This is a genomic window from Lysobacter sp. Hz25 (assembly GCF_046097045.1).
In the GTDB taxonomy this organism is placed as follows: domain Bacteria; phylum Pseudomonadota; class Gammaproteobacteria; order Xanthomonadales; family Xanthomonadaceae; genus Lysobacter; species Lysobacter antibioticus_B.
Map to the genome: position 1 here is coordinate 130,981 of NZ_CP175666.1, position 24,151 is coordinate 155,131.

21 protein-coding genes are annotated in these 24,151 nt (G+C 67.6%); 11 read left to right on the forward strand and 10 right to left on the reverse strand.

All coding sequences use genetic code 11. The features are described 5' to 3' along the window. Positions 1 to 67: 67 nt before the first annotated feature. On the reverse strand, positions 68 to 865 hold the full coding sequence (locus ACKN61_RS00560) for a hypothetical protein (RefSeq protein WP_408951831.1): 798 nt from the start codon (positions 863 to 865) through the stop codon (positions 68 to 70). A gap of 132 nt (positions 866 to 997) precedes the next feature. On the opposite strand from ACKN61_RS00560, the gene ACKN61_RS00565 reads away from it, so the two are divergent. The 5 genes from ACKN61_RS00565 (at position 998) to ACKN61_RS00585 (ending at position 6,580) form a co-directional block, all read left to right on the forward strand. After that, on the forward strand, positions 998 to 2,980 hold the full coding sequence (locus tag ACKN61_RS00565; protein WP_408951832.1) for a UvrD-helicase domain-containing protein: 1,983 nt from the start codon (positions 998 to 1,000) through the stop codon (positions 2,978 to 2,980). 357 nt (positions 2,981 to 3,337) lie between these two features. Continuing rightward, on the forward strand, positions 3,338 to 4,363 hold the full coding sequence (locus ACKN61_RS00570; protein ID WP_408951833.1) for a DUF4272 domain-containing protein: 1,026 nt from the start codon (positions 3,338 to 3,340) through the stop codon (positions 4,361 to 4,363). 123 nt (positions 4,364 to 4,486) lie between these two features. Continuing rightward, positions 4,487 to 4,987 carry a GNAT family N-acetyltransferase gene (locus tag ACKN61_RS00575; RefSeq protein WP_408951834.1) on the forward strand — a complete coding sequence of 167 codons (501 nt, stop codon included), beginning with the start codon at positions 4,487 to 4,489 and terminating at the stop codon, positions 4,985 to 4,987. A gap of 75 nt (positions 4,988 to 5,062) precedes the next feature. Next, the gene (locus tag ACKN61_RS00580; RefSeq protein ID WP_408951835.1) at positions 5,063 to 5,533 is read left to right on the forward strand and encodes a RidA family protein; all 471 of its coding nucleotides are present in this window, start codon (positions 5,063 to 5,065) and stop codon (positions 5,531 to 5,533) included. A 135-nt stretch (positions 5,534 to 5,668) separates the two neighbouring features. Further along, positions 5,669 to 6,580 carry a 5'-nucleotidase, lipoprotein e(P4) family gene (locus ACKN61_RS00585; protein WP_408951836.1) on the forward strand — a complete coding sequence of 304 codons (912 nt, stop codon included), beginning with the start codon at positions 5,669 to 5,671 and terminating at the stop codon, positions 6,578 to 6,580. Positions 6,581 to 6,839: 259 nt separating this feature from the next. Here the strand turns inward: ACKN61_RS00585 and ACKN61_RS00590 are convergent, their stop codons facing one another. The 4 genes from ACKN61_RS00590 to ACKN61_RS00605 form a co-directional block, all read right to left on the reverse strand. Then, entirely contained in the window at positions 6,840 to 7,853 is a 1,014-nt protein-coding gene (locus tag ACKN61_RS00590; RefSeq protein WP_408951837.1) for a spore coat U domain-containing protein, read from the reverse strand. Next, on the reverse strand, positions 7,850 to 10,177 hold the full coding sequence (locus tag ACKN61_RS00595) for a fimbria/pilus outer membrane usher protein (protein ID WP_408951838.1): 2,328 nt from the start codon (positions 10,175 to 10,177) through the stop codon (positions 7,850 to 7,852). Before ACKN61_RS00595 ends, ACKN61_RS00590 begins: the two co-directional genes overlap by 4 nt. 4 nt (positions 10,178 to 10,181) lie before the next feature. Continuing rightward, entirely contained in the window at positions 10,182 to 10,862 is a 681-nt protein-coding gene (locus ACKN61_RS00600; protein ID WP_408953734.1) for a molecular chaperone, read from the reverse strand. Positions 10,863 to 10,948: 86 nt separating this feature from the next. Continuing rightward, complete coding sequence (locus ACKN61_RS00605) at positions 10,949 to 11,449, reverse strand: spore coat U domain-containing protein (protein ID WP_408951839.1); 501 nt, start codon at positions 11,447 to 11,449, stop codon at positions 10,949 to 10,951. 325 nt (positions 11,450 to 11,774) lie between these two features. Here ACKN61_RS00605 and ACKN61_RS00610 point away from each other — a divergent pair, with 325 nt between their 5' ends. The 3 genes from ACKN61_RS00610 (at position 11,775) to ACKN61_RS00620 (ending at position 18,151) form a co-directional block, all read left to right on the forward strand. After that, a complete protein-coding gene (locus tag ACKN61_RS00610; RefSeq protein WP_408951840.1) occupies positions 11,775 to 12,821 on the forward strand; it encodes a hypothetical protein in 1,047 nt (348 codons plus the stop codon). A gap of 368 nt (positions 12,822 to 13,189) precedes the next feature. Beyond that, positions 13,190 to 15,856 carry a glycerol-3-phosphate 1-O-acyltransferase PlsB gene (gene plsB, locus ACKN61_RS00615; protein ID WP_408953735.1) on the forward strand — a complete coding sequence of 889 codons (2,667 nt, stop codon included), beginning with the start codon at positions 13,190 to 13,192 and terminating at the stop codon, positions 15,854 to 15,856. A gap of 993 nt (positions 15,857 to 16,849) precedes the next feature. Further along, positions 16,850 to 18,151, forward strand: a complete 1,302-nt coding sequence (locus ACKN61_RS00620) for a hypothetical protein (RefSeq protein ID WP_408951841.1) — start codon at positions 16,850 to 16,852, stop codon at positions 18,149 to 18,151. Between the two features lie 62 nt (positions 18,152 to 18,213). Here ACKN61_RS00620 and ACKN61_RS00625 read toward each other — a convergent pair whose 3' ends face one another. From ACKN61_RS00625 to ACKN61_RS00645, 5 genes are all read right to left on the reverse strand, one after another. After that, positions 18,214 to 18,600, reverse strand: coding sequence for a hypothetical protein (locus ACKN61_RS00625; protein WP_408951842.1), 387 nt, complete (start codon positions 18,598 to 18,600; stop codon positions 18,214 to 18,216). Between the two features lie 270 nt (positions 18,601 to 18,870). Then, positions 18,871 to 19,506, reverse strand: a complete 636-nt coding sequence (locus ACKN61_RS00630) for a hypothetical protein (protein WP_408951843.1) — start codon at positions 19,504 to 19,506, stop codon at positions 18,871 to 18,873. Next, positions 19,503 to 20,135: a hypothetical protein gene (locus ACKN61_RS00635; protein ID WP_408951844.1), complete on the reverse strand. Its 633-nt coding sequence runs from the start codon at positions 20,133 to 20,135 to the stop codon at positions 19,503 to 19,505. The genes ACKN61_RS00630 and ACKN61_RS00635 overlap by 4 nt, the downstream gene beginning before the upstream one ends. After that, positions 20,132 to 20,746 carry a hypothetical protein gene (locus ACKN61_RS00640; RefSeq protein ID WP_408951845.1) on the reverse strand — a complete coding sequence of 205 codons (615 nt, stop codon included), beginning with the start codon at positions 20,744 to 20,746 and terminating at the stop codon, positions 20,132 to 20,134. Before ACKN61_RS00640 ends, ACKN61_RS00635 begins: the two co-directional genes overlap by 4 nt. A 114-nt stretch (positions 20,747 to 20,860) precedes the next feature. Next, entirely contained in the window at positions 20,861 to 21,070 is a 210-nt protein-coding gene (locus tag ACKN61_RS00645; protein ID WP_031370590.1) for a YdcH family protein, read from the reverse strand. A gap of 99 nt (positions 21,071 to 21,169) precedes the next feature. Here ACKN61_RS00645 and ttcA point away from each other — a divergent pair, with 99 nt between their 5' ends. The 3 genes from ttcA (at position 21,170) to ACKN61_RS00660 (ending at position 24,119) form a co-directional block, all read left to right on the forward strand. Next, entirely contained in the window at positions 21,170 to 22,075 is a 906-nt protein-coding gene (gene ttcA / locus ACKN61_RS00650; RefSeq protein ID WP_408951846.1) for a tRNA 2-thiocytidine(32) synthetase TtcA, read from the forward strand. A gap of 128 nt (positions 22,076 to 22,203) precedes the next feature. Beyond that, entirely contained in the window at positions 22,204 to 23,115 is a 912-nt protein-coding gene (locus ACKN61_RS00655; RefSeq protein WP_031370592.1) for a recombination-associated protein RdgC, read from the forward strand. A 209-nt stretch (positions 23,116 to 23,324) separates the two neighbouring features. Further along, positions 23,325 to 24,119, forward strand: coding sequence for a M48 family metallopeptidase (locus ACKN61_RS00660; RefSeq protein ID WP_408951847.1), 795 nt, complete (start codon positions 23,325 to 23,327; stop codon positions 24,117 to 24,119). Positions 24,120 to 24,151: the final 32 nt, after the last annotated feature.

Consider the following 24,151-nt stretch of genomic DNA (forward strand, 5'->3'; position numbering starts at 1 on the left):
GGGCGGAGGCCCGGCGCGGCGGCGAGGGTAGCAAGCCCGGGCGAAGGACGCAGCGTCGGCCTCCGCTTCAGGGGCGCTGGCTGCTCATGATCTTTTCCAGCGTACCGACCTCGACATTGCCGCCGCTTTGCCAGACCGCGTCCTCGACCGCCCAGTAGCGGCGGGTGTCGAGGCGCCAGTCGGCGTACATCGGGCGCAGGTCGAGCGAGTCGCTGGGGTCGAAAAGGTTCGAGCCGCCGCGCGAGGCGAACACCAGCAGATTGCCGGTGGTCAGGCCGGCCGGGCTGCCGGTGATGCGGCTGCGGGCGCGGGCGACTTCGCGTTCCATGCGCGGCTTGGTGACCTCGTCGGCGTATTCGTCGAAGATCGCCACGCCCTGCCGCAAGGCGCGCTGGCGCTCGCTTTCGTCGAGCTCCTGCCACATCTTCTCGCGCAGCACTACGAACTGCGGGTAGCTGCGCTCGGCGGCGAGGTCGGCCCAGGCATAGGCGAGGGCGCGGTCGTGCGGCACGCCGAGGCCGTGCCAGTACATCAGGCTGAGCCGGTGCTGCGAATACTTGTCGGCATAGCGCGCGGCGCGGCGGAAGAAGCGTGAGGCGTCCTGCCATTGCCCGCGGCCGGCCGCGTCGGTGCCGTACAAGCGCCACAGCTCGTTGGGATGGGTCGCCGACATGCGCTGGCGGGCGTCGAAATCGCGGTGGCCGATGCGGTCGGTTTCGGCGCTGGCCAATTGCTCCGGCGTCGCCTCGGCCGGCGTGGCCGCGGTCGGCGCGGCGGTGGCCCGGTCGGCGGCGGATGCAGAGCCGGCCAGGGCGGCCAGGGCCAGCCCGGCGCTAGCCAGCAGGGCGACGAGACCACGTTCCATGGCGACCTCCGACGAGGGCCCGGCGCGGTCCGGGCCTGCGGCGCCTAGCCTACTCCAGCCGCCCGGTCCGGGCGCGGGCGTGGCGGTTAGACTGTGCGGCCTTACCGGCCTTTGCCGGCGATCCGACATTCCATGCACGGTCTCAATCCCCCCCAACGCGCCGCCGTTCTGAACACCGAAGGGCCGCTGCTCGTGCTCGCCGGCGCCGGCAGCGGCAAGACCCGCGTCATCGTCGAGAAGATCGCCCACCTGATCGCGTCCGGCCGCATGCCGGCCAAGCGTATCGCCGCGATCACCTTCACCAACAAGTCCGCCAAGGAAATGCGCGAGCGCGTGGCCAAGCGGATCCGCGGCGACGGCGCCGACGGGTTGACCATCTGCACCTTCCACGCGCTAGGGCTGAAATTCCTCCAGTTCGAACACGCCAAGCTCGGACTGCGCCGTGGCTTCAGCGTGTTCGACAGCGACGACAGCAACGCCCAGATCAAGGACCTGCTGCCGGCCGGCAGCAAGCCCGACGTGATCGACGAGATGCGCAACCTGATCTCGCGCGCCAAGAACTCCGGTCTGTCGCCCGCCGAAGCCATGCGCGAGTCGCGCAGCGCGCGCGAGATCGAGGCGGCGACGGTGTACGAGATGTACCAGGCGCGCTTGACCACCTTCAACGCGGTCGACTTCGACGACCTGATCCGCTTGCCGGTGCAGTTGCTCGAAGCCGACCACGAGGTGCAGTTGGCCTGGCGCGAACGCATCGGCTACCTGCTGGTCGACGAGTGCCAGGACACCAACGACGCCCAGTACCGCTTGCTCAAGGCCCTGGTCGGCCCGCGCGGCCTGTTCACCTGCGTGGGCGACGACGACCAGTCGATCTACGCCTGGCGCGGCGCCAACCCCGACAACCTGCTGGAACTGGGCAAGGACTATCCGAGCCTGGAGATCATCAAGCTCGAACAGAACTACCGCTGCAGCAATCGCGTGTTGCGCGCGGCCAATGCGTTGATCGCCAACAACCCGCACGAACATCCCAAGACCCTGTGGAGCGACCAGGCCGACGGCGAGCGCATCCGCGTCTGGGAATGCCGCGACAGCGCCCACGAGGCCGAGAAGGTCGCCGCCGAAATCCAGTACCTGGCGCAGAAGAACCAGGCGATGTGGGCCGATTTCTGCATCCTGTTCCGCGGCAATCACCAAAGCCGCGCGCTGGAGAAGGCGCTGCAATTGCTGCGGGTGCCCTATCACCTCAGCGGCGGCACCGCGTTCCTGGAGCGCGGCGAGGTCAAGGATGCGCTGTCCTGGCTGCGCCTGATCGCTAACCCCGACGACGACGCGGCTTTTCTGCGCGCGGTGACCTCGCCCAAGCGCGAAGTCGGCGCGACCACTCTGGCCAAGTTGGCCGAGATGGCCCAGCACGCGCAGTTGCCGATGTCGCGCATGGCCGAATCGATCAACGCGATCAAGCAGCTCAGCCCGCGCGCCGGCACCGCGCTCGACGGCTTCGTGCAGATCGTGCGTTTCCTGCGCGACGAAGCGCAGCGCATCAGCCCCGGCGAACTGGTCGGCGTGCTGGCCGAACGCAGCGGCCTGCTGGCTTCGATCCGCGCCCAGTGCAAGGACGAAGCTTCGTTCCAGCGGCGCAAGGAAAACCTCGGCGAACTGTCGGGCTGGTTCGACGGCGGCAAGGGCGCGGGCCCGGGCGAGCTGGCCGCGCAGCTGGCGCTGCTGTCGCATGCCGACAAGGGCGAGGCCGGCAACCAGGTGCGCCTGATGAGCCTGCACGCGGCCAAAGGCCTGGAATTCCGTTACGTGTTCATCGTCGGCGTCGAAGACGGCAACCTGCCGCACGACGCCAGCCTCGACGAAGGCCGTCTCGACGAAGAGCGGCGCCTGATGTACGTGGGCATCACCCGCGCCAAGGAGGCGCTGTACCTGTCGCATGCGCGCGAGACCCAGCGCTGGGGCGAACGAATCCGCCTCAAGCCGAGCCGCTTCATCGACGAACTGCCCGCGGCCGAACTGCAGCGCGACGGCGCCGACCCGGTCGCGGATGCGGCGCGCAAGCACGAGCGCGCGAACGCAGGCTTTGCGGCGATCAAGGCGTTGCTGGAGAACGGCTGAGCGGGATTTCGGGTTGGGCGGGCTCTGCAGCAGACAAGGGCAAATCCCCCCTGCCCCCCTTTTCCAAAGGGGGGAATAGTTCGGCTGGGATTGGATGTGGCGCAGGCAGTTGCCACAACGCCAGCGCCAACATCAAGCCGATGTAACGCCGGAACTACAGAAGGCACAGAACTTTGCCCCCTTTGACAAAGGGGGCGGCGCCGGCGTTGCGCCAACGCAGCCGTGTCGGCGGCTGCGCCGGGGGATTTGCTCTTGCGCGCAACCCCCCGGCCACCAGCGCAAACCGCAAACTGTCGCCGCGCCCATTGCGACCGAATCGGCTAGTCTTGCCGCACTCGTCCACGAACGCGCAACGACATGGCCCTGTTGATCAACGCCTACTCCACGCTCGCCGCGCCGCCGGCGCCGGATTTCCTCAAGGCGCCGCCGGCCTATCGCGACCGCAGCGACGCCGAACTGGTGCCGCATCTGCAGGGCTTCGTCGGTTACGTGCTCGGCACGGTCGCAGAGGGCATGGACGCGCGCACCTTCGCGGTGATCCGCCACCTGCAGCGGGTCCAGAGCCACTACAGCTTCGAGGTCGAGGACGGCGCGTTCGAAGCCTTGGCCTCGTGGGCGCAGGCCGCGAATGCGGTCTGCTTCCTGCCCGACGGTTCGGTGCGCGATCCGGCCGGGCAAGTGCTGGTCAGCCAGGGCGAGCCGACGGTCGATGCCGATTCGGCCTTGCCGTATCCGGCCGACGCGCGCGAGCGCAAGGCGCGCAGCGAAGCCGAACTGCAGGCGCTCGGTGCGAACGTACCGGCGCATCTGCCGCCGGTGCTCGGCGCCGGCGAAGTGCGTCTGCGCACGCCCGAAGAAGCCATGCGGCGCATGCTGGCGCTGACCGCGGTCGCGGTGCGCGCCGAATCGCTGGGCAGCGACCCGCTGTCGACCCAAGAGATCGCACTCAAGCTCGGCCCGGGCGTCGCCGCGTTGACGCCGGCCGAGCGCGCCTTCATCGATGCGGAAAAACCCGACGAGGAAACCTGGGCCAATCACGGCTGGCGCTACGAAAGCGCGGCGCTGCTGCAATGGGCGCTGGGCCTGACCGAGGCGCTGCCGCCGCCGACCGCGATCTGCGACGCCGGCGAGATCGCCCTGACCGCAATCGAACATGCCGACGAAGCTCACATCGCCGCGGCGCGACTGCGTCCGGTGGCGGAATTGCTCGACGCCCTCGATGCGGTCTATCGCCGCCATTGGCTGGTCCGCCAGGCCCGCCTCGACGAAAAATCGCCGCCGGCGGACCTGCATCCCAGCATCGTCTACGAGCGCCATTACGCGCTCAACTGGTTGTTGCGGTTCGACGAACAAGAGTGGGACGAGGTCGGCACGCCTACTTGAAGCGAGAAGTGAGTTGAGAGGAGTGAGTAACGAGTGGGAGTGCTGACGCCTCGCTCCTGCTTGCTGACTTCCAGTTCCTGGTTACTAATTCCTAACCTCTCTCAGACTCGGGCCAGCACCGGAATGCCTTCCCTCATCGTCCGCAACGTCACCCCCGCCGATCACCCGGCCGTACTCGCGCTCAACCTCGAATCCGAGGCCTTGATGAGCCCGCTGGATGCGCAGCGGCTCGCCGGGCTGGACCGGCAGTCGGTGTATCACCGCGTGGTCTGCGACGGCGACAGCGTGGTCGCGTTCCTGCTCGCGTTTCGCGAGGGCGCCGACTACGACAGCCCGAACTACCTGTGGTTCTCCGAGCGTTATCCGACTTTCCTGTACGTCGACCGCATCGCCGTCGCCGCCAGCCACCGCGGACGCAAGCTCGGCGGCCTGCTCTACGACGATCTGTTCGCGTTCGCCCGCGAACGCGGCTTCGCCCAGGTCGTCTGCGAGTTCTATATCGTGCCGTTCAACGAAGCCTCCAGCCGTTTCCATGCGCGCTACGGTTTCGGCGAAGTCGGCACGCAATGGGTGGCCGGCAACAGCAAGCAAGTCTCGCTGCAGGTCGCGCCGGTGCCGGCGTAAAGGCGCGGCGCCGCTCATCCCGGCAGTGAATCCCCGACCGCAGTCCCGACACCGAACGAATCCTGGAGAGTACCCATGCGCCTGGCCCTGTCGATATCGCTGCTACTCGCCTTCGCCGTACATGGCGCGATCGCCGGTGAAGCGCGCAAGCCCGAGTTCCTGCGCTCGCCCGATCCGGCCGCGGCCAAGCTGCCGTTCTCCGAAGCCGTGCGCAGCGGCGACCTGCTGTTCCTGTCGGGCCAGATCGGCACCGTGCCCGGCGGCGACAACGCGCTGGCCGAGGGCGGCATCGCCGCCGAAGCCGAACAGACCCTGCGCAACATCCGCCAGGTGCTCGAACGCCATGGCGCTTCGATGAGCGACGTCGTCAAATGCACGGTGTTCCTGGCCGATATCGCCGAATGGCCGGCCTTCAACGAGGTCTATCGCAAGCATTTCAGCGCGCCGTTCCCGGCCCGCAGCGCCTTGGCGGCGTCCGGGCTCGCCCTGGGCGCGAAGGTGGAAGTCGAATGCATCGCCCAGGCGCCGTCGCGCGAGCGCCGCTGATCGGCCGGACGCTTGCTCGCGGGCCGCTGGCGCAAGCCTGCGTTGCGCCCTGAAGCGGCGCGGCCGGGCCGGCAATCGACAGGGTTTTGCCGCGGGGCCTACACTCCCCGCCTTCCCACGACCGAGCGCCCGCGCATGCAGACCCGCGCCTTGCCCCTGACCGTCCTCGCCTGTGCGCTCGCCCTGAGCGCCTGCAAGCCGGTGGCCCCGGCCGCCGCGCCCGCTGCCCCGACGGAGGCGAAGGCCGCGCCCGCCGCCGCGCCGGCCGCGTCCAGCGCCGACGACAACCTCAACGCGGTGCTGTGGATGCAGCGTTCGGTCGAATACCGCGCCGCGACCGAAACGGTCTACCGCGCCGCCGCCGACAAGCTCGACACCGCGCTCAAGCAGCCCAACTGGGACGCGCTGGTGCCCGACGAACGCGGCAACCCGGTCAAGGGCCTCAAGCCGGCCGTGGTCATGGACGTCGACGAAACCGTGCTCGACAACTCGCCCTACCAGGCGCGCCTGGTGCGCGACGGCAAGGAATACGACGAGGTCACCTGGGACGCCTGGGTCGCCGAGAAAAAGGCCAAGCCGCTGCCGGGCGTGGTCGATTTCGCCAAGGCCGCGCAGGCCAAGGGCATCACGATTCTGTATCTGTCCAACCGCGCCGTGCACCTGAAGGAGGCCACCTTGGCCAATCTGCGCAGCGCCGGTTTGCCGGTCGCCGACGATCAGGTCTTTCTCGGCCTGGGCACGGTGGTCGAAGGCTGCGAACAAAACGGCAGCGAGAAGAACTGCCGCCGCTTGTTGGCCGGGCGTCAGTACCGCGTGCTGATGCAGTTCGGCGATCAGCTCGGCGACTTCGTCCAGGTGGTCGCCAACACCCCGGAAGGCCGCGACGCCTTGCTGCAGCAGTACCACGACTGGTTCGGCGAACGCTGGTGGATGTTGCCGAACCCGAGCTACGGTTCGTGGGAAGCGATGACCTTCAACAACGACTTCAGCCAGCCGCGCGAAACCCGCCGCCAGGCCAAGCGCGCCGCGCTCGATCTGGCGCCATGACCGCAGTCTCAGGCACGCTGGCGAATATCGGTCGATAAAAATCAATAAGTTACATCGCGATACTTCAGGTGTTGCATTAACTTTGGCGCGGCGTTAGGCTGCGCCCATCCCGGTGCCAGCCGGGGCCATGCCACAACTCGTAATCTTCCGGCGCAAGCCGGTTTGAAGGAGGCCTCGCGCCTCCTTTTTCTTTTTCCCTGATGCACTTTTGCGGTCACGCGTCGCGAAGCGCGTGCCTCGCGATCGACAGGCGACGCGATCAGTAGGTCACCGTCACCGTGATGGTGTCGCTGTAGCTGCCGATGCTCGGCGCTTGCGCACCGACGCGGCCGTAGACCGGCAGCGATTGCGACGTGCCGGTACCGGTGCCGGTCAAGGTGTCGCTGCCGAGGGTGTTGCCCCAGCGCAGCGTGCGCGGGCTGTTGCGATACAACTCGTAGACCACGAACTGGCCGGCGCCGTTGCGCATGCGCCGGGTCGCGCCGCTGGCGTAGAGGCCGTTGTTGAGGCCGATCTGCCAGGCGGTGCGGCCGCTGCAGACCAGGCCGATCGAGGTGGTCTGGTCGACGTTCGAGGTGATCGGCCCCGGCACGTTGCCGAAGGCCATGTTGGGCACGGGCTTGGGCGTCAGCGTGCAACTGTTCGGTACCGAGCCGTTGACGGTGAAGGGGAATTGGCTGGAGGTGCCGGCGCTGCCGCCGGAAATGCACGAGGCCGGCATCGGCGGAGTGCCTAGCAGCTGTTCGTCATAGCGGAACTCGATCAAGGTGTCGGCCGCAGCGGTGAAGCGATTGACGTAGGTGCCGGCGTTGAGCCCCGTCTGCGTCGGGATGCGGCCGTATAGGGTCACGGTCTTTGTTTCGCCGCCGCCGAGCACCGGTACGGCATAGGTGAATTGCAGCAGGGCCGGATTGGGCACGGTGGCGTTGCCGCGCGAGCCCCAGATTGCCGTGCGCGCTGCATCCGTATAGAGCTGCATATTCATCGGGTCGCTGAAGGTGTTGATCATGCGACGTGGATTGAGCGTGCCGCCGCCGTCGGTGCCGCTGCGGATGCTGATGCACATGTTGACCCGGGCGTTGGCGAGCAGGGACAGGCCGAAGGTGTTGCATGTGACGGTAAGGGTCGCGGTGGCGTCGGTGACGCCGCCGCTGGTCGGCGCAAAATTCAGATTGGTCATGCTGCCGGTGCAGGTGGTCGCCGCGGACGCAGGACGCACAAAAAGCGGCAACATCAAGGCGAGGCACAACGCAGCGAGCTGCAGGCGATTCATGGCGATACCTGCGTCTGGCAGATCAAGGGGCCGATGCGCGGCACGCCGCTGCCGGCGGGATACTCGAAGCGCACGCTGCAGGGGCCGTCGGCGGTATCGACGCGCACCGTGTTGAGGTCTTGCAGGCTGTCGAGATAGGTCTCGCCGTCGTAGCCGACGACCGCGTTGGCGCCCGAGTCCAGGTGCACGCGGCTGCCGACCGGCAAGGGCTGACCCCGAGCGTCGTGCAGCACCAACACCGCGGCGCGCACTTGTTCGATGGCGAAACGCACCAGCGTGCCGGAGCGGTCCTGCGGCGTGGCCTGCACTTCGACCCGGTCCAGGCGCAGGTCGGCCGGCAGTTCCATCGGGTCGATGGCGATGCGGTTGCGTTGCCAGGCGTTGAGCGGCGTCACCAGCAGCATGCCGTCGCGGTCGGTGCGGCCGATCGGGCGGTTTTCGAGCAGCACCGGCACGTCGGCGCGGCCGTCGGTCGAGACCACCGCGAACGCATCGCTGACGTTGCGCGCGGCGAAGACATGGCCGCCCATCCACACCAGCGAGCCGCTCGCGCTGGCATAGCCGTAGTCGACGTCGCCCTGGCGCGCGTAGCCGAGGCTGTAGCGTCCGAACCCGGTCAGCCAGCCGGCTTCGGCCAGGCCGCCTTCCTCGCCGTCGCCGCCGCGCGCCTGCAGGCGCCAACCGAAGCCGCCGTCGCCGGGCAGCGGCCGGCTCAGGTCGAGCACGGCCTGGTCGCGGCCGCGGTTGCGTTGCAGCGAAGCGCTGAGCTGCAGGCTGCGGTCGAAGTTCATCGAGAAGCCGAGGTAGAGGTTGCGGTCTTCGGAGCGGTCCAGGTTCTGGTTGTACGACAGGCTCAGCGAGGCGCCGCTCTTGAAGTTGCGGCTCCAAGTCGCGCTGGCGTAGCGGGCCGGGGTTTCGTCGCGATAGATCAGGCGCACGTAGCTCAGGCCCAGGCTGCCCAGGCGGGTGTCGTTCCAGCTCGCCACCGCGCGTTCGCTGACCCGCGCCGGGGCTTGGCCATAGCGCGAGGCGACGTCGCGGTACTCACCACGCGTGCGTTGGGTGTCGGCGGCGATGTTGAAGCGGCCGTTGCTCCAGTTGTAGGCGGCGGCGTACAGCCAGCCGGAGTCGCGGCGGTCCTGGCCATGCGCGAGCGAGGCGCTGAACACGCCGGCGCCGCCGAGCAACCAGATCGCGCCGAGTCCGCCGTTGACCACGCTGTCGCCGCCTTCGGCATGCGCCTCGACGGTGAACGCGTCGCTGACGCCGTAGCGCAGGTCGGCGCTGGCCAGCGGTTCGCTGCCGTAGGAGAACGAACGCAATGCGTAGTCCTCGCGCGCCAGCCCCAGGCTCAGCGACCAATCCGACAGGCCCTTGGCGAGCAATTGCTGTGCGGCATAGAACGGAAAGTCGAGTTGACGGGTGCGGCCGAAGGCGTCGGTCACGACCAACTGCGCGTTGCCGGCGCCGGTGATGCCGGGGATGGTCGCGAGCTGGAACGGCCCCGGCGGCAGTTCGCCGCTGTACTGGCGGATGCCGTTGACGTACAGGTCCACCGCCGACGGCACCGCGACTTCGCCGACGAAGGTCGGCAGCGGGGTGGTGATGCGGTACGGCTGCAGGCCGAAGTCGCGGCCGATGCGCACGCCGCCCAGGCGCAGCGGCCGGGTCCAGTCGAGCTGGCCGCTGATCACGTCGCCGACGCTGACGCTGATCATCGAGGCCGGCGAGGACCAGCGCCAACTGCTGTCCAGGCGCACCGAATCGGTCCGCCGCGGTTCGTCCTCGTTGCGTTGGCTGCGGGTGACCGCGGTCTGGCTGAAGACACCGCGGCCGACGCCGAACAGGCGCAGTTCGGCGAAGGCGCTGGTGCTGTCGCTGTGGTCGTCGCGGCTGCTGTAAAGATCGTAGTTGAACAACAGGCCGGGCGACGCGCTCGCAATGGGGATGTCGGTGCCCGGTGCGTTGAGGCGCGTGGTCGCCAACGACAGCAGCGACAGCGGCGCATCGATCGCCACGCGTTGCAGCGAAGCGTCGTAGCGCACGCTGACGCCGTCCAGGCTGTCGGGCGCGACCGATTCGGCGTCGCTGCGGCCCTCCAGAACGAAGCCGATCTGGCGCAGGGTGGCGACGCTGGCGAATAAATGGCCGTCGCGCAGCTCGAACGGCTGCGGTGTGCCGTAGGCGGTGTGGTTGAGGCTGACTTCGAGATAGAGCTGCAGCGGTGCGCCGGCGGCATTGCTCTCGCCGGCGCGGGCCAGGATCAACGGTGGCAAGTCCGCCGCATGGCTCGCAGGCGATGCCAGGAGCAGGCCGGCGGACATGGCTTCAGCGAGCCGGCGAGTCCAGCGCCAGCGTCCGCTCGGTCGATTCGCCATTGATCCTCGCCTTGAACGTGCCCGGACCCCGCAGCAACTCGGCTGCTGCCGCGAGCGGCCAACGCATGCGTTGGCCGGCCAGGGCGTAACCGAGCAGGCCCGACGCGATCGCATGACGGCCTCCCTGCGCATCGACGAATACCAGATCGGCCAGCTGCGCATGCAGGCCGCCGCGGTTGTGTACGCTCAGGCGCGCTTGTTCGCCTTCGAAGCTCAGTTGTGCGCGCAGCTCGGGTGCGAGGGCCGCGTCCCCCGCCGGAGCGAGAAACACCGGGACCGAATAGCGCAGTACGAATTGCAGACCGGCCGGGCGGTCCTGATCGCCGGGCGGCAGTTCGTCGACGATCAGCCGGTAGCTTTCCTCGGCCGCGGGCGGTGCGCCGAGCCGGATCACCCGCACCAACTGGCGGGCGCCGGGCGCCAGTTCGAGCATCGGCGGACTGATCGCCAGCGCGCGCGTCGCTTCGAAGCGTTCCTCGCCGTTTTCCTGGGTCCAGCGATACACCCGGACCTGGGCCTGCAGCGGCTTGCTGCCGGTGTTGCTGAGCCACAGGCCGTCGGCGCTCTGCTTGGCCTGCAGAGTCAGCGAGGTGGGTGTGACCTGGAGCCCGGCGGCAACCGCCGGTGCCATCGCGAGCACGCCGCATACGGCCGCGACGGCGAGAGCGGCACGGACGGCATGCAAGAGCCGGCGGCCGCTCATCTCTCCCTGCCCGGTCAGTAGGTCACCGTGGCGGTTACCACGTCATTGTAAGTAGCAGCGGGAAAGTTGGCGCTCGGCGTCCTGCCGTAGACCGGCAGGTTCTGGGCCGCACCCGTGCCGTTGCCTGCGAGGACGTTGCCGCCGCCACCGGTGGTGCTGCCCCAGACGTCGCCGGCGCCGCGCGCGGCGGCGCGATACAGCTGATAGGGCACTTCGTTGGTGCCGTCGCTCATCGCGCGGCTGTTGACGTCGGCGCCGTTCTGGCCGTTGTCGAGCGCGATCGTATAGGCCGTGCCCGGCGTGCAGTTCACGGTCAGCTGACCCTGCTGGTCGACGTTGGTCGCGGTCGAGGCGACCGTGCCGAAATTGACGTCGGTGGCGGCGACGGTGTGGATGTCGCAGGTGCTGGTGATGGTGATGGTGACGTCGAACTGGGTGGTGTCATCGGCGGCATAGGCCGGCGCGACGCCGGCTACGAGTAAGGCTGCGAGCAGACGGGTCGGGGAAAGACGCATGGATCGATGCTCCTGCGCTAATCGCGCTCTGACGGTCCGGCGTTTTTGCCGGATCTGCCTGTTAAGAACGCATAAAACATGCCATTCAGGGCACAGTAGTCGGACATAAACGGACACAGGGTGATCGCAGTCACGAATATGTGCTAAGGCCCATTCAGATCTATTTTTGTGATGTAAATCACAGTTTTATCGTCACGCCGAAAATGAGCGCTAGTCGACGTAATGCGTCAACTAGTGTGCTTTCTTGGTGATGTCCGGGTGAACGGCTTGTGTCGGCCGGAGTGCGCCGCCAAGATGCCCGTCCGCGACTGGGGAGCCGCACCCGATGTCCATCGTCCGACGCGCCTGCACCGCGCTGTTGTCGACCGTTGCCCTGTTGGCGGCGGCCGGCTGCGAGCGCGAAGCGCCGCCTGCCGATCCGGTGCCGACCCTGCCGGCCCAGGCCGTGACCCAGTTGGTCGCCGACCTGCGCCGTAACGACCTGGCCGCCTACGCCCGCCATGCCGTGCCGCCGCAATTGCATGCCCGCCTCGAGACGGCCTGGCGCGAAGGCCGCACGGTCTGGCCGCTGACCGAGCTGCCGCTGGACGACCGTTTCCCGAGCTTCATCGCCGCGCTGGCCGCGCAGGACGCCGAACGCAGCCTGGTCGCGACCTACCGTCGCCAGTTCGCCGGCGCCGACAAGGAGCTGCATTCGGCGGCCAAGACCATGGGCCTGTTCGCGATCCAGTACGTACGCAGCGAGGCCGGCTACAGCGACACCGAGCGCGACCACCATGCCCAGTTGATCGCGGCGATGAGCGCCTGGGCGCAGAGCGCGCCGCTCGGCGATTCGGCGCGGGCGCGGGTGGCGATTCCGCAGTTGGTATCCGCCGCGCGCGCGACCGGACTGGCGGCGCCGGACGCCTTCGCCCGCACCGGCATGGACCGCAGCCTGCGCCGGCTCGGGCCCTTCGTCGAACGGCTCAAGCAGGTCGTGAACGGTTACGGCCTCGACCTCGACGCCGCCCTCGCCAGTGTGCAGACCAGCCTGGCCGAGCAGACCGGCGACACCGCGCGGGTGCGGGTGCGTTACGAACTCGCCGGCGAAGCGGTCGATGCCTACGTGCTGGTCGAGCGCCGCGACGGCCGCTGGTACCTCAGCGACGTGCTGCGCCACGCCGAGACCGAAGCGCAAGCACCGCCGAAGCCGGCGCGGGTGGAGCCGCCAGCGGCGGCCGAAGGCAAGCCGCTACAGGCGAATGCCCCGGTCAAGGGCAAGCCGCTGCAAGCGAGTGCCCCGGCCAAGGCCAAGCCGTCGCAGGCGACCGCCCCCGCCAACAGCAAGCAGGCGCCAGCGACCGTCCCGGCCACGCCCGCGCCGCCGCGCTGAGCCCGCACCGCCTGGGTTTCGCCGTCGTCGGCGCAACTGCGGGGCCGGTTCGAACGGCCCGGTTCAGGCGGCCCGATAGGTCAGGCGCGCGCCGAAGCCGAATAGGCATAATGATCGGGATGCCGAAACAAACGCCCCTGCCTTTCCCCGACGCCGCTTCGGCCGACTCCGCACGCACGCCGGTCGACGCCTCGGACCCGGCGGCTGCCGCCGATCCTTCCGCCGAACACGCGCCTGCCGCGCCGGTCGATGCCGAACCGGCCGCTGCGCCCGACGAGCGCGCGACTGCGATCGCCGACGACCTCGCCGAACCTGCGTTCGAGCCCGAGGTCGAGTCCGCCGTTGAACCTGCCGTTGAAGCCGAATCCATGAGCGAGCGCGCCGCCGAAGCCGCCGACGAGATCCAGTCCGAGCCCGCGCTCGCCGCTGCGCCTGCTGAGCCCGAGCCCGATCAGCCCGAACTGCCGATCGCCGCGCCGCCAGCGGCTGCCGCCGAGTCGCGTCCGGGCGCACCGCCGGCGCACCGCCCGTGGTGGGCGCGCCTGCTCGGCAAGATCATGGCGCCGTGGGTAACGCTGACCATCGAGCCGAAGGCGCCGTCCGAACACATCGCCGAGGAGTGGCACGGCCGCCCGGTCTGCTACGTGCTCGAAGACTACGGCTTGTCGAACGCGCTGATCCTCGAACGCGCCTGCCGCGAGAGCGGCCTGCCGTCGCCGCTGCAGCCGTTGCCGGGCGACCCGCTCGGCCGCAAGCGCGCTTATGTCGCGCTGTCGCGGCGCCACGCCGGCACCTTGGCGCCGTCCGGTCCGCCCTCGGCCAAGACCCACTCCGGTTCGCTCGCGCGTCTGCTCGACGCGCATCGCAACGACCCCGCGCTCGACGTGCAACTGGTGCCGGTGTCGATCTTCGTCGGCCGCGCGCCGGACCGCAGCAGCGGCTGGTTCTCGGTGCTGTTCTCGGAAAACTGGACCCTGGTCGGCCGCTTCCGCCGTCTGCTCGCGATCGCCCTCAACGGCCGCCACACCATGGTGCGGTTCTCGCCGCCGGTGTCGCTGCGCGGCATCGTCGACGAAGGCCTGCCGTCCGAACGCACCGTGCGCAAGCTCTCGCGCGTGCTGCGCACCCACTTCCGCCGCATCCGCGCGGCGGTGATCGGCCCCGACCTGTCGACCCGGCGCATGCTGATCGACCGCGTGCTCGCTTCCGAGCCGGTCAAGGACGCGATCGCCGACCAGGCCCGTCGCGACAGCAGCAACGGCACCGAAGCGTGGAAGAAAGCCCACGCCATGGCCTACGAGATCGCCGCCGACTATTCGCATCCGGTGGTGCGCTCGCTGAGCTTCATCCTGACCCCGGTGTGGAACCGCATCTACCGCGGCGTGCTGGTGCATCATCTCGACCAGCTCAAGCAGGACGCGCCCGGCCACGAAGTCGTCTACGTGCCCTGCCATCGCAGCCACATGGACTACCTGTTGCTGAGCTATCTGCTCTACACCAAGGGCATCGTGCCGCCGCACATCGTCGCCGGCATCAACCTCAACCTGCCGGTGGTCGGCACCATCCTGCGCAAGGGCGGCGCCTTCTTCATCCGCCGCAGCATCCGCGGCAGTGCGCTGTACTCGGCGATCCTCAGCGAATACGTCGCCCAGCTGGTCTCGGGCGGTTATTCGATCGAGTACTTCATCGAAGGCGGGCGTTCGCGCACCGGCCGTCTGCTGCCGCCGAAGGGCGGCATGATCGTGATGACCGTGCGCGGCTTCCTGCGCCAACCGACCCGGCCGGTGCTGTTCCAGCCGATCTACGTCGGCTACGAAAAGCTCATGGAGGGCAACAGCTACCTCGACGAGCTGTCCGGCAAGCCGAAAGAAAAAGAATCGATCTGGCAGTTGCTGTGGGGCATTCCCAAGGTGCTGCGCTCCAACTACGGCCAGGTGGTGGTGAACTTCGGCGAGCCGATCCGGCTCAACGACATGCTCGCCCAGCACGCCCCGGAGTGGGACGGCCGCCCGCTCGACGAGGAAGACAAACCGAGCTGGCTGTCGGCGACGGTCGACGCGGTCGCCGAGCAGATCCAGGTCAACGTCAACCGCGCCGCTGACGTCAACCCGATCAACCTGCTCGCCCTGGCCCTGCTGTCCACGCCGAAACACGCGATGGGCGAAGCCGACCTGCTCGCGCAGATCGCCCTGTCCAAGACCTTGCTGGCCGAGCTGCCGTATTCCGACCGCGTCACCGTCACCCCGCACACGCCGCAGGAAATCGTCGCCCATGGCGAAGAGATCAACGTGCTCGAACGCATCGCCCACCCGCTCGGCGACGTGCTCGGCGTCGACGGCGACGACAAGGCGGTGCTGCTGAGCTATTTCCGCAACAACGTGCTGCACCTGTTCACCGCGGCCTCGTGGATCGCCTGCTGCTTCCAGCACAACCGCCGCATGAGCCTGGCCGGCGTATTGCGCCTGGGCCGCAGCGTGTACCCGTTCCTGCAGGCCGAGTTGTTCCTGCCGTGGAGCGAGGACGAATTCGCCGAGCGCCTGGTGCGCACGGTCGACGTGTTCGTCCGTTCCGGCCTGCTCGAACGCGTCAGCGAAGACGACGGCGGCATTCTCGCCCGCAACGCCGGCCAGACCGACGAAGTGTTCCGCCTGCGCGCGATCGGCCACTCCTTGCAGCAAGCCTTCGAGCGTTACTACATCGCCATTTCGGTGCTGGTGAAGAACGGGCCCGGCACCATGTCGGCCGGCGAACTCGAAAGCCTGTGCCAGCTCGCCGCCCAGCGCCTGTCGCTGCTGTACGCACCGGCCGCGCCGGAGTTCTTCGACAAGACCCTGTTCCGCGGCTTCATCCAGAAACTGCGCGAGCTGCGCCTGGTCTGGCCCGACAGCGAAGGCAAGCTCGCCTTCGACCAGCGCCTGGACGCCTGGGCGAAGGACGCCAAGGTCATTCTGGGCCGCGAGTTGCGGCATACGATCGAGAAGATCAGTCCGGAGATGGCGGCGAAGCCGGAGCCCAAGACTTCGGCGGACGCCTGAGTCCGCCGCTGGCTCTCTTGCTTGTCCCCCTGGATTCCGCTCCCCCTGTAGGAGCGGCGTAAGCCGCGACGCGGTTGCTCTTGCCCTTGCCGTGATGAGCTTGGCGCAGTACCGAGCTTGCGAGAACACCTGGAGACCCGGAGGGCGCCGCACAGGACGTGCGGCGTTTTCCGATAAGACAGGGACGTCTTATCGGAAAATCCCGGCGCGAGCTGCGCACTCGTGGCCTGTGCCCTTGCAAGGAGAGCCCTTTTCTTTGGTTACCTTTGACCGAAGGGAATCCAGTCGGACTTTTGGGCTTAGCAAAAGAAAGTAACCCGGCCGCGTAGCGGACGGAAGCCTTGCACTTGCTTGAAGAATGGAACATTGCGAATCCTTCCGCTGTAGGAGCGGCGTGAGCCGCGACCGCGTCGCATCAATCTCGCACCGATGCCGGCCGAAGCCCGTCAGGGTAGGAGCGGCGCAAGCCGCGACCACGTCGTGGCGGTATCGCGGCGCATCTGTCCAGCAAGATCAAACGCCAAAAGCTTCCGCCACTAAAGCGGCGGGTTACTTTCTTTTGTCATAAGCAACAAAAGAAAGGTAACCAAAGAAAAATGCTTTTCTTTGAATCAAGGGCCCGCACGAGCGGTGCCTCCGCGGGGATTTTTCATACGGGACATCCCTGTCCCGATGAAAAACGGCGCGCATCCTTGCGCGCCGCCCTCCGGGTCTTCTCCTGCCTTCGCTAGGCCGAGACTACGCACGGCAACAGCAAGATCCTTACGGCAACGGCAACGGCAACGGCAACGGCGCTCTGGGGTAGGAGCGGCGCAAGCCGCGACACAGGGATGCGCAGAGAAGGCCGCTCCGACTTCATCGATCGAAGCCATGTCGATTGCGGGCAAGCCGCTCCCGCAGTTTCGGGGCCGGCCACTCGGCTCCTGACCCTGGTCACTGCAAACCGTGACGATGGACGGGTAACATCGCCGGGTTCCCGTCCGGCTGCCGTCGATGTCCACGTCCTCGCTGTCCACGCCGACGCTGTCGGTGCCTTCCGCATCTTCCGCCGACTCCGGCGCCGTTGGCGTGTCCGCCCAGGGTGGCGCCTGGCTCGAGATCCCGCTGCTCGGCGCACGCCTGCTCTGGCGCCATTGGCCGGCGCTGACGTTCTGGTTCTTCGCCCAGCGGGTCTGCTACGACCTGTTGATGGGGCTGGCGGTCAAGCTCGGCGAGCGTTCGGTGCTGCTGTCGTTCGCGGTGCTGTCGGTGCTGATCGTGACCCAGCTGGCCGGGACCATCCTGATGTTCCAGTCGCTGCGGCCATCGCTGCCGATGCTCGCCGGCGGTGCGACCACGCCGGACACGGCGGCGGTGCGCAAGCAATGGATCACCGCACTGGCCATCGCGATGCTGCCGTTCTTCGCCTACTACGCCGGTTGGGGTCTGCTCGAAGATCTGCGCCGCAACTTCCGCACCGCTTACATCTTCAGCGTCTGGGAAAAGGAAAATCTCAACGAGGTGCTCAAGCTCAAGGGCTTGTGGATCGCGCTTGCGGTGGCCTGGGCGGTGCGTTGGTTCAGCAAACGCCGTGCCGAAGCCACCGGGCATGCGCTGTGGAACGTGGTCGCGACCAGTTGCGAAGCCTACTGGGTGTTCGTGGGCGTGGCCGCCATCGCGCAGGTCATGAACGGCCTGAAGGACTGGTGGCACGAACGGGTGGTCTATGCCGCCGTGACCCAGTGGTGGGACGACCCCATGTCGGCGTTCAAGCTGCTGACCCCGGCCAAGAAGGGCATCGTGCCGGTCTGGGACATCGTCGGCACCGCGGCCGGTGCGGTGGTGCTGCCGCTGATCTGGCTGGCGATCACTGCGATCATCTACGGCATCGACCTGCGCCGCGCGCAGCGCCTCGACGGTGCCGACGAAACCCTCGGCAAGGTCAGCGCACGCTTCAAGTCGATGCATTTCAGCTTGCGCATGCTGGCCGACAAGGCCAGCGCCGGCTGGACCAGCAAGGGCGTGCCGGTGGTCAACAGCCTGCGTCTGGTGTTGCGCGCCGGCCTGCCGGCGTTGTTGACGCTGTGCGTGTGCTGGCAGCTATTGTCGTACATCGACTCGTGGTCGTGGCGCTTGATGGAACATGTGGTTGGGCCGAAGGACCCGGAATGGCAGAGCGTCGTTGGCCAGCCCTTGGCGGTGTTCCTCAACACCCCGTTGTCGTTCCGCACCTCGTTGTTCACCGATGTCTTGCGAGTCGTGTTGTTGGCTGCGACGTTCGACCGCGCCATTGCAAGGTTGCCGCGTTCGGCTTGAGCCTCGGCCGTTGCCGTTGCCGTTGCCGTAATGATTTTGCTGTTGCTGTGCGCCGATTCGCACTAGCGAAGGCAATCGAAGACCCGAAGGGCGGCGCGCAGGGATGCGCGCCGTTTTTCATCGGGACAGGGATGTCCCGTATGAAAAAGCCCCGCGTATGCACCGCTCGCGCGGGCTTGTGATTCAAAGCAAAAGCATTTTTCTTTGGTGACTTTCTTTTGTTGCTTTAGACAAAAGAAAGTTACCCGCCGCTTTAGTGGCGGAAGCTTTTGGCGTTTGATCTTGCTGATCGAGAAGCCACAAGCAACAGCAGAGCTTCCGTCCGCTAACGCGGCCGGGTTACTTTCTTTTGCTAAGCCCAAAAGAAAGCTAACCAAAGAAAAGGGCTCTCCTTGCAAGGGCACAGGCCACGAGTGCGATGCCTGCGCAGGGATTTTTCGATAGGACATCCTTGTCCTATCGAAAAACGGCGCACGTCCTGTGCGCCGCCCTCCGGGTCTCCACTTGACCGGCAAAGCGCCAAAGCAGATCAAAATCCCGGCAAGGGCAAGGGCAAGGGCAAGGGCAAGGGCAACGCCGCTGAAGCGTATGCGCGCATCGCGACAGACGACGGGCGCGGAATGTACGCGGTCGCGGCTGACGCCGCTCCTACAGAAGCCGAGCGCGAGCCCGAGCGAATCAGTACGAGCTTGCGCGGATCCAGCGCGAGGCCGCGCCGATCAAAGCGCAAAGCGCAAATACCGGCCCTTGGACGTCTGCGAATTACGCAAGTCGATCCGCGCCTGCAATCCTTCGAGCCGCTGCGTGCGCGGCAACAGATAGGCGTGCTGGAAGCGGAACGGGCGGCCCGGCAGGGCGATGATCGATTTGTATTGCGCGTCGTAACCGCTGCCGCAGGTGTTCGGCAGCTTGGCGCCGCTCAGCCGCGGCAGGCCGGTCGGATTCGCGTCCCACAAGCGGCCCTGCGCATCGGATACCTGGCCCTTGCACAGGTCCAGGGCCTTGGCCTGGGTGCCGGAATCGGCGATCACTTCGAATTGCAGCAGCAAGACTCCGGCGTCCTTGCGCAAGGGGCCGCCGATGCGCGGGTCGCGCGGGGCCAGGGCTTCGGCCGAGACCAGGCGCCAACGCGCGCCTTCGTACTGCGCCCACTCGCCCTTGGGCACGTCGATGGCGTGCGAGGGGTGACGGTTCTGGTAGGCCTGCAAGGCCTCGCGGTAGGGCGCATAGATCGCCCAGGCGCCGAGCACCAAGGTGCCCAGCAACCACAGTGCGTTGCGCCGCCACCAACCGGCCGGAGCCGTGCGGGCGGTGTCGAGCTCGGAAGATTCGGGCGTCATCGGCGCGGAACTCATGGGCGCAGGTCCAGTACCGGCTTGGCTTCGGCCATCAGCTTGCGCGCGCGTGCCGCATCGATGCCCAGGTCGACGTCGACCAGGCTGTCGCCGCCGCGCGGCAGGCCGTTGCCCCAGTAGAACTGCAGATGGGCGCCCTGCAGGCGGTCGGCCGGCACCTCGAAGAACCAGGCGCCGCTTTCCGGCAGGCCGGGGACGACCACGCGCTCGCGCAGGTTGATGCCTTTGAGTTTCGGCCGGTCCTGGCTGGAGGCGACATAGGTCAGGCCGTCGCGGGTGAGCAGTTGCGCGCCGACGTAGCCGCTCTGGTCGCGTGCTTCGACTTTGGCGACCACCGACAGCCACACCCCGGGGGTGCGCAGCAGATAGTCCTCGGGATGGCTGTAGTCGCCCTTGAGCAGATAGGCGTGCGCGGCCTTGAAGCCGGTGACGTCGACGGCGAAGTTGCGGCCTTCGACCCGGCCCAGGCCCTGCGCGTGCTGCACCAAGGGCGTGTCGCGCTGTTCGTAGCTGGACTCGCCCTTGCGCAAGGCGACCACCGCGATCAAGGCCAGGAGAATCCACAGGGCGTCGCGCCAGCGCCAGCGCGGCAGGCGCCAGGCGGTGCGGGCGGCGGCGGGCGCACTCACGGCGCCACCGCCCGGTCGCGCAGGTCCTGCACGGCCATCGTGTACTTGGCGGCGGGCTTGCTCTGGACCCAGGCGCCTTCGTCGTTGAGATAGGCCTTGGCCTTGTAGGCGCGGGCGAATACGCCGAAGGTCGCTTGCGGCGTGTAGACGTAATTCTTCGGCAAGGTCCAGACCAGGTCGATGCGTTGCTTGAGGCGCGGATGCAGGTCGCCGGCGACGGAGTGGTCGTCGGACCTCATCAGCAGGTCGGACTGGATCGGTTCGCGCTTGCTCGACACCAGGATCAGGTCCTGCTGCGGATAGCCGAACGCGCTGAAGCTGCGCGGGGTGCGGTTTTCGACCTCGACCTGCAGCACCAGGTAGGACTTCGGGTTGAAGGCATCGATGCGGCCGCCGGGCTTGTAGCGCGCGACCCAGGCCCGCAGCGGCGTCACCGCGAGGGCGCCGCCCTGGTAGCGATGGCCGGCCTTGTACTCCGGCAAGGGCTTGCTCTTGGCCTGGCCGAAGCCGCCGAGTGCGGCGGTGGCGACGACGGCGACGAGCGCCACCGCCGCAGCGCCCTGCCACCAGGGGTTGCGTGCCGTCTGGACCAGTTCGTCCTTGTTCGCCATGCCGCTGTCTGCCGATCGAGTCGCGGCACCCTATCACAGCGTGAAGGCTGCGCCGCGCGTGGAAATCCCAATACCGGATGCGGCGGCCGCGCGACGCCGGGCCGCGCTTGCGACTCAGGCCGGTTCGTCGGGAATCAGGGCGCTTTCGAGGCGGGCGATACAGTCCTTGAGCCAAAGCTTGCGCTTCTTCAGGCGCTTGACCGTGAGTTCGTCGGCCTGCGGGTCCAGGCCCAGGCGGTCGATGGCCGCGTTCAGATCGCGATGTTCCAGGCGCAGCTCGGCGAGCTGGCGGGCGGTCTCGGCGGGATCGGCGCTTCCGGTCATGCGCATCAGCTTAGCGCGCCGCCACGACCAACGTCATCGGCCCCCTCGATCGGCGCGCGGGCGGTGTTCACCGACCCGTAGCGTAGAATTGGCGCCCTCATGAGCATCGTCCTGCCCCTCGCCGAACCGACCCGTCCCGCCCGCGCCGAGACCCGCCGCGGCAGCGACGGCGAACGCCTCGCCACCCGCCTGCGCCATCAGGTCGGCCGGGCGATCGCCGATTTCGGCATGATCGAAGAGGGCGACAAGGTCATGGTCTGTCTGTCCGGCGGCAAGGACAGCTACACCCTGCTCGACGTCCTGCTGCAGTTGCAGAAGAAGGCGCCGGTGAAGTTCGAGCTGGTCGCGGTGAACCTGGACCAGAAGCAGCCCGACTTTCCCGAGCACGTGCTGCCGGCCTACCTCGAATCGATCGGGGTGCCCTACAAGATCCTCGAGCAGGACACCTATTCGGTGGTGACCCGGGTCGTGCCCGAGGGCAAGACCATGTGTTCGCTGTGCTCGCGCCTGCGGCGCGGCGCGCTCTACACCTATGCCGAGGAACAGGGCTTCACCAAGATCGCCCTGGGCCACCACCGCGACGACCTGGTGGCGACCTTTTTCCTCAACCTGTTCTTCCACGCCAAGCTCAGCGGCATGCCGCCCAAGCTGCTGTCCGACGACGGCAAGCACGTGGTGATCCGGCCGCTGGCCTACGTGCGCGAGGACGACATCGTCGACTACGCCGCGATCAAGGGCTTCCCGATCATTCCCTGCAACCTGTGCGGTTCGCAGGAAAACCTGCAGCGCAAGCAGGTCAAGCGGATGATGGACGCCTGGGAACGCGAGACGCCCGGCCGCATCGAGACCATCTCGCGCGCGCTCGGCGACATCCGCCCCTCGCAGTTGAGCGATCCGAAGCTGTTCGATTTCCTCGGCCTGGGACAGGCCGGCGGCGTGCCGGCCGCCGATGCGCCGGTGTGGCTCGACGCAACGATTGATACCGACGACGCGCAGACTGGATGAGGCGTCGTTTCTTCGGCCCCGCCTCAGGGGCTTCATCGCGATATGACTCTGAAGTCTCCGGATTCCCGCTTTCGCGGGAATGACGAGCCAGAGCATTCGACTCCATTCCTCTCCAATTCGGTCCTTCGATGTTCTTTCGCAATCTGACCTTCTTCCGCTTTCCCACCACCCACAAGCTCGACGAACTCGATAAAGGCCTGGAAGAGTGCAGGCTCAAGCCGGTCGGCCCGCTCGAACTGTCCTCGCGCGGTTTCATCTCGCCGTTCGGCCGCGACGCCGAGGACGCGATGATGAGCAACCGCATCGGCGACGCGATCTGGTTGACCTCGGGCGGCGAAGACCGCCTGCTGCCGGGTTCGGTGATCAACGACATGCTGGCCAAGAAGCTCGCCGAAATCGAGCAGAAGGAAGGCCGCAAGCCCGGCGGTCGCACCCGCAAGCGCCTCAAGGACGAGCTGATCGTCGACCTGATGCCGCGCGCCTTCATCAAGCCCAGCCGCACCGACGCGATGATCGATCTCGAACACGGCCTGGTCATCGTCGACACCTCCAGCCGCAAGACCGGCGAGAACGTGATCAGCGAGATCCGCCGCGCCATCGGCAGCTTCCCGGCCTTGCCGCTGAACGCCGAGATCGCGCCGCGTTCGATCCTGACCGGCTGGGTCGCCGGCGAGGAGCTGCCCGACGGCATCAGCCTGGGCGACGAGTGCGAACTGCGCGACCCGGTCGACCAGGGCGCGGTGGTCAAGTGCCAGCGCCAGGAGCTGGAGAGCGACGAGATCGCCAAGCACCTGGAAACCGGCAAGCAGGTCACGCGCCTGGCGTTGACCCTGGACGATCACGTCTCGTTCGTGATCGGCGAGGACCTGGTGGTGCGCAAGTTCAAGCTGCTCGACGGCGCCGTGGACCAGCTCGAACACAGCGAAGGCGACGGCCTGCGCGCCGAACTCGATGCGCGTTTCGCGCTGATGAGCGCGGAAGTGAAACGCTTGTTCCGGGTGCTGGAATCGGCCCTGAAGCTGAGCAAGGTCGAGGCCTGATCCACGCCGGCTTTCGCACCACAACCCCTCTCCCGCTTGACGGGAGGGGGTAAGGGCATTGAGTCGCACGCAAAGCGTTCCGAGGAACTCGATGGTCGAGCGAGCCGCCTCTACGAAGGTCCTGATACGTCGTCATTGAAGTTTCACCGCGCCGCCGCATCGTCGCAGTGCCCGCGGGGTTATGCTTCGCCCATGGCGGTCCCCCACCCATGACGAGCCTCCTGCGCCTGCTGACCGGCAAGCCGCAAGCCGCCCCGCGCACGGTCTCGCGCGAAACCCTCGCGATCGACCTCGGCAACGGCCGCGTGGTCGAGGTCTTGCGGGTGCGCGACCCGCGTGCGCGCCGGATCAAGCTCAGCGTCGATGAACGCGGTCCGCGCCTGACCCTGCCGATGCGCGCCAGCGAGATCGCCGGCCAGCGCTTCGTGATCGAACACGGCGACTGGCTGCTGGCGCAGATCGCCCAGGCCGACAGCGACGCGACCCGCCTGCAACCGCATGTCAGCGCGACCATCCCGCTGCGCGGCGCGGAACTACCGGTGCGCTGGCAGGTCGCGCGCTACCTGCGTCTGCAGCTGAACGAAGACGCGCTCGACATCGCCGCGCCCGAGGCCGTCAACGCGACGGCCTTGCAGCGCGCTCTGCGCGATTTCTACGAAGGCCAGGCGCGCGCCGACGTCGGCCGCTGGCTGCCGAAGTACCTGCCCGGCCTGCCGCGCGCGCCGTCGCGGTTGCGTTATCGGGTGATGTCCTCGCAATGGGGTTCGCTCGCGCCCGACGGCGCGCTGACCTTGGACCTGTCGCTGGTGCTGGCGCCGCCGGCGGCGTTCGAGTACGTGCTGGTGCACGAGCTCTGTCACCTGATCCATGCCGATCACTCGAGGGCGTTTTGGCGCGAGGTCGAGGCGCGCTGCCCCGATTGGCGCGATCAACGCGAGTATTTTCGCGCTTCCGGCCGCAGCCTCAAGGCCGGCCTGCGCCGCTTGATCGCCGCCGACGCATAAGCCGGCGCTCAGCCGGCTGCCCGATCGGCGCG

Excerpts from the sequence above, each read along its gene's own strand:
- ACKN61_RS00645 (WP_031370590.1), bottom strand. The coding sequence starts at position 21,070 with ATGACCGGAAGCGCCGATCCCGCCGAGACCGCCCGCCAGCTCGCCGAG.
- ACKN61_RS00600 (WP_408953734.1), bottom strand. The coding sequence starts at position 10,862 with ATGGCACCGGCGGTTGCCGCCGGGCTCCAGGTCACACCCACCTCGCTG.
- ACKN61_RS00585 (WP_408951836.1), top strand. The coding sequence starts at position 5,669 with ATGCAGACCCGCGCCTTGCCCCTGACCGTCCTCGCCTGTGCGCTCGCC.
- ACKN61_RS00620 (WP_408951841.1), top strand. The coding sequence starts at position 16,850 with ATGTCCACGTCCTCGCTGTCCACGCCGACGCTGTCGGTGCCTTCCGCA.
- ACKN61_RS00590 (WP_408951837.1), bottom strand. The coding sequence starts at position 7,853 with ATGAATCGCCTGCAGCTCGCTGCGTTGTGCCTCGCCTTGATGTTGCCG.
- ACKN61_RS00630 (WP_408951843.1), bottom strand. The coding sequence starts at position 19,506 with ATGAGTTCCGCGCCGATGACGCCCGAATCTTCCGAGCTCGACACCGCC.
- ttcA (WP_408951846.1), top strand. The coding sequence starts at position 21,170 with ATGAGCATCGTCCTGCCCCTCGCCGAACCGACCCGTCCCGCCCGCGCC.
- ACKN61_RS00660 (WP_408951847.1), top strand. The coding sequence starts at position 23,325 with ATGACGAGCCTCCTGCGCCTGCTGACCGGCAAGCCGCAAGCCGCCCCG.
- plsB (WP_408953735.1), top strand. The coding sequence starts at position 13,190 with ATGAGCGAGCGCGCCGCCGAAGCCGCCGACGAGATCCAGTCCGAGCCC.
- ACKN61_RS00580 (WP_408951835.1), top strand. The coding sequence starts at position 5,063 with ATGCGCCTGGCCCTGTCGATATCGCTGCTACTCGCCTTCGCCGTACAT.
- ACKN61_RS00595 (WP_408951838.1), bottom strand. The coding sequence starts at position 10,177 with ATGTCCGCCGGCCTGCTCCTGGCATCGCCTGCGAGCCATGCGGCGGAC.
- ACKN61_RS00610 (WP_408951840.1), top strand. The coding sequence starts at position 11,775 with ATGTCCATCGTCCGACGCGCCTGCACCGCGCTGTTGTCGACCGTTGCC.
- ACKN61_RS00570 (WP_408951833.1), top strand. The coding sequence starts at position 3,338 with ATGGCCCTGTTGATCAACGCCTACTCCACGCTCGCCGCGCCGCCGGCG.
- ACKN61_RS00640 (WP_408951845.1), bottom strand. The coding sequence starts at position 20,746 with ATGGCGAACAAGGACGAACTGGTCCAGACGGCACGCAACCCCTGGTGG.
- ACKN61_RS00575 (WP_408951834.1), top strand. The coding sequence starts at position 4,487 with ATGCCTTCCCTCATCGTCCGCAACGTCACCCCCGCCGATCACCCGGCC.
- ACKN61_RS00560 (WP_408951831.1), bottom strand. The coding sequence starts at position 865 with ATGGAACGTGGTCTCGTCGCCCTGCTGGCTAGCGCCGGGCTGGCCCTG.
- ACKN61_RS00605 (WP_408951839.1), bottom strand. The coding sequence starts at position 11,449 with ATGCGTCTTTCCCCGACCCGTCTGCTCGCAGCCTTACTCGTAGCCGGC.
- ACKN61_RS00655 (WP_031370592.1), top strand. The coding sequence starts at position 22,204 with ATGTTCTTTCGCAATCTGACCTTCTTCCGCTTTCCCACCACCCACAAG.
- ACKN61_RS00565 (WP_408951832.1), top strand. The coding sequence starts at position 998 with ATGCACGGTCTCAATCCCCCCCAACGCGCCGCCGTTCTGAACACCGAA.
- ACKN61_RS00625 (WP_408951842.1), bottom strand. The coding sequence starts at position 18,600 with ATGTCCTATCGAAAAATCCCTGCGCAGGCATCGCACTCGTGGCCTGTG.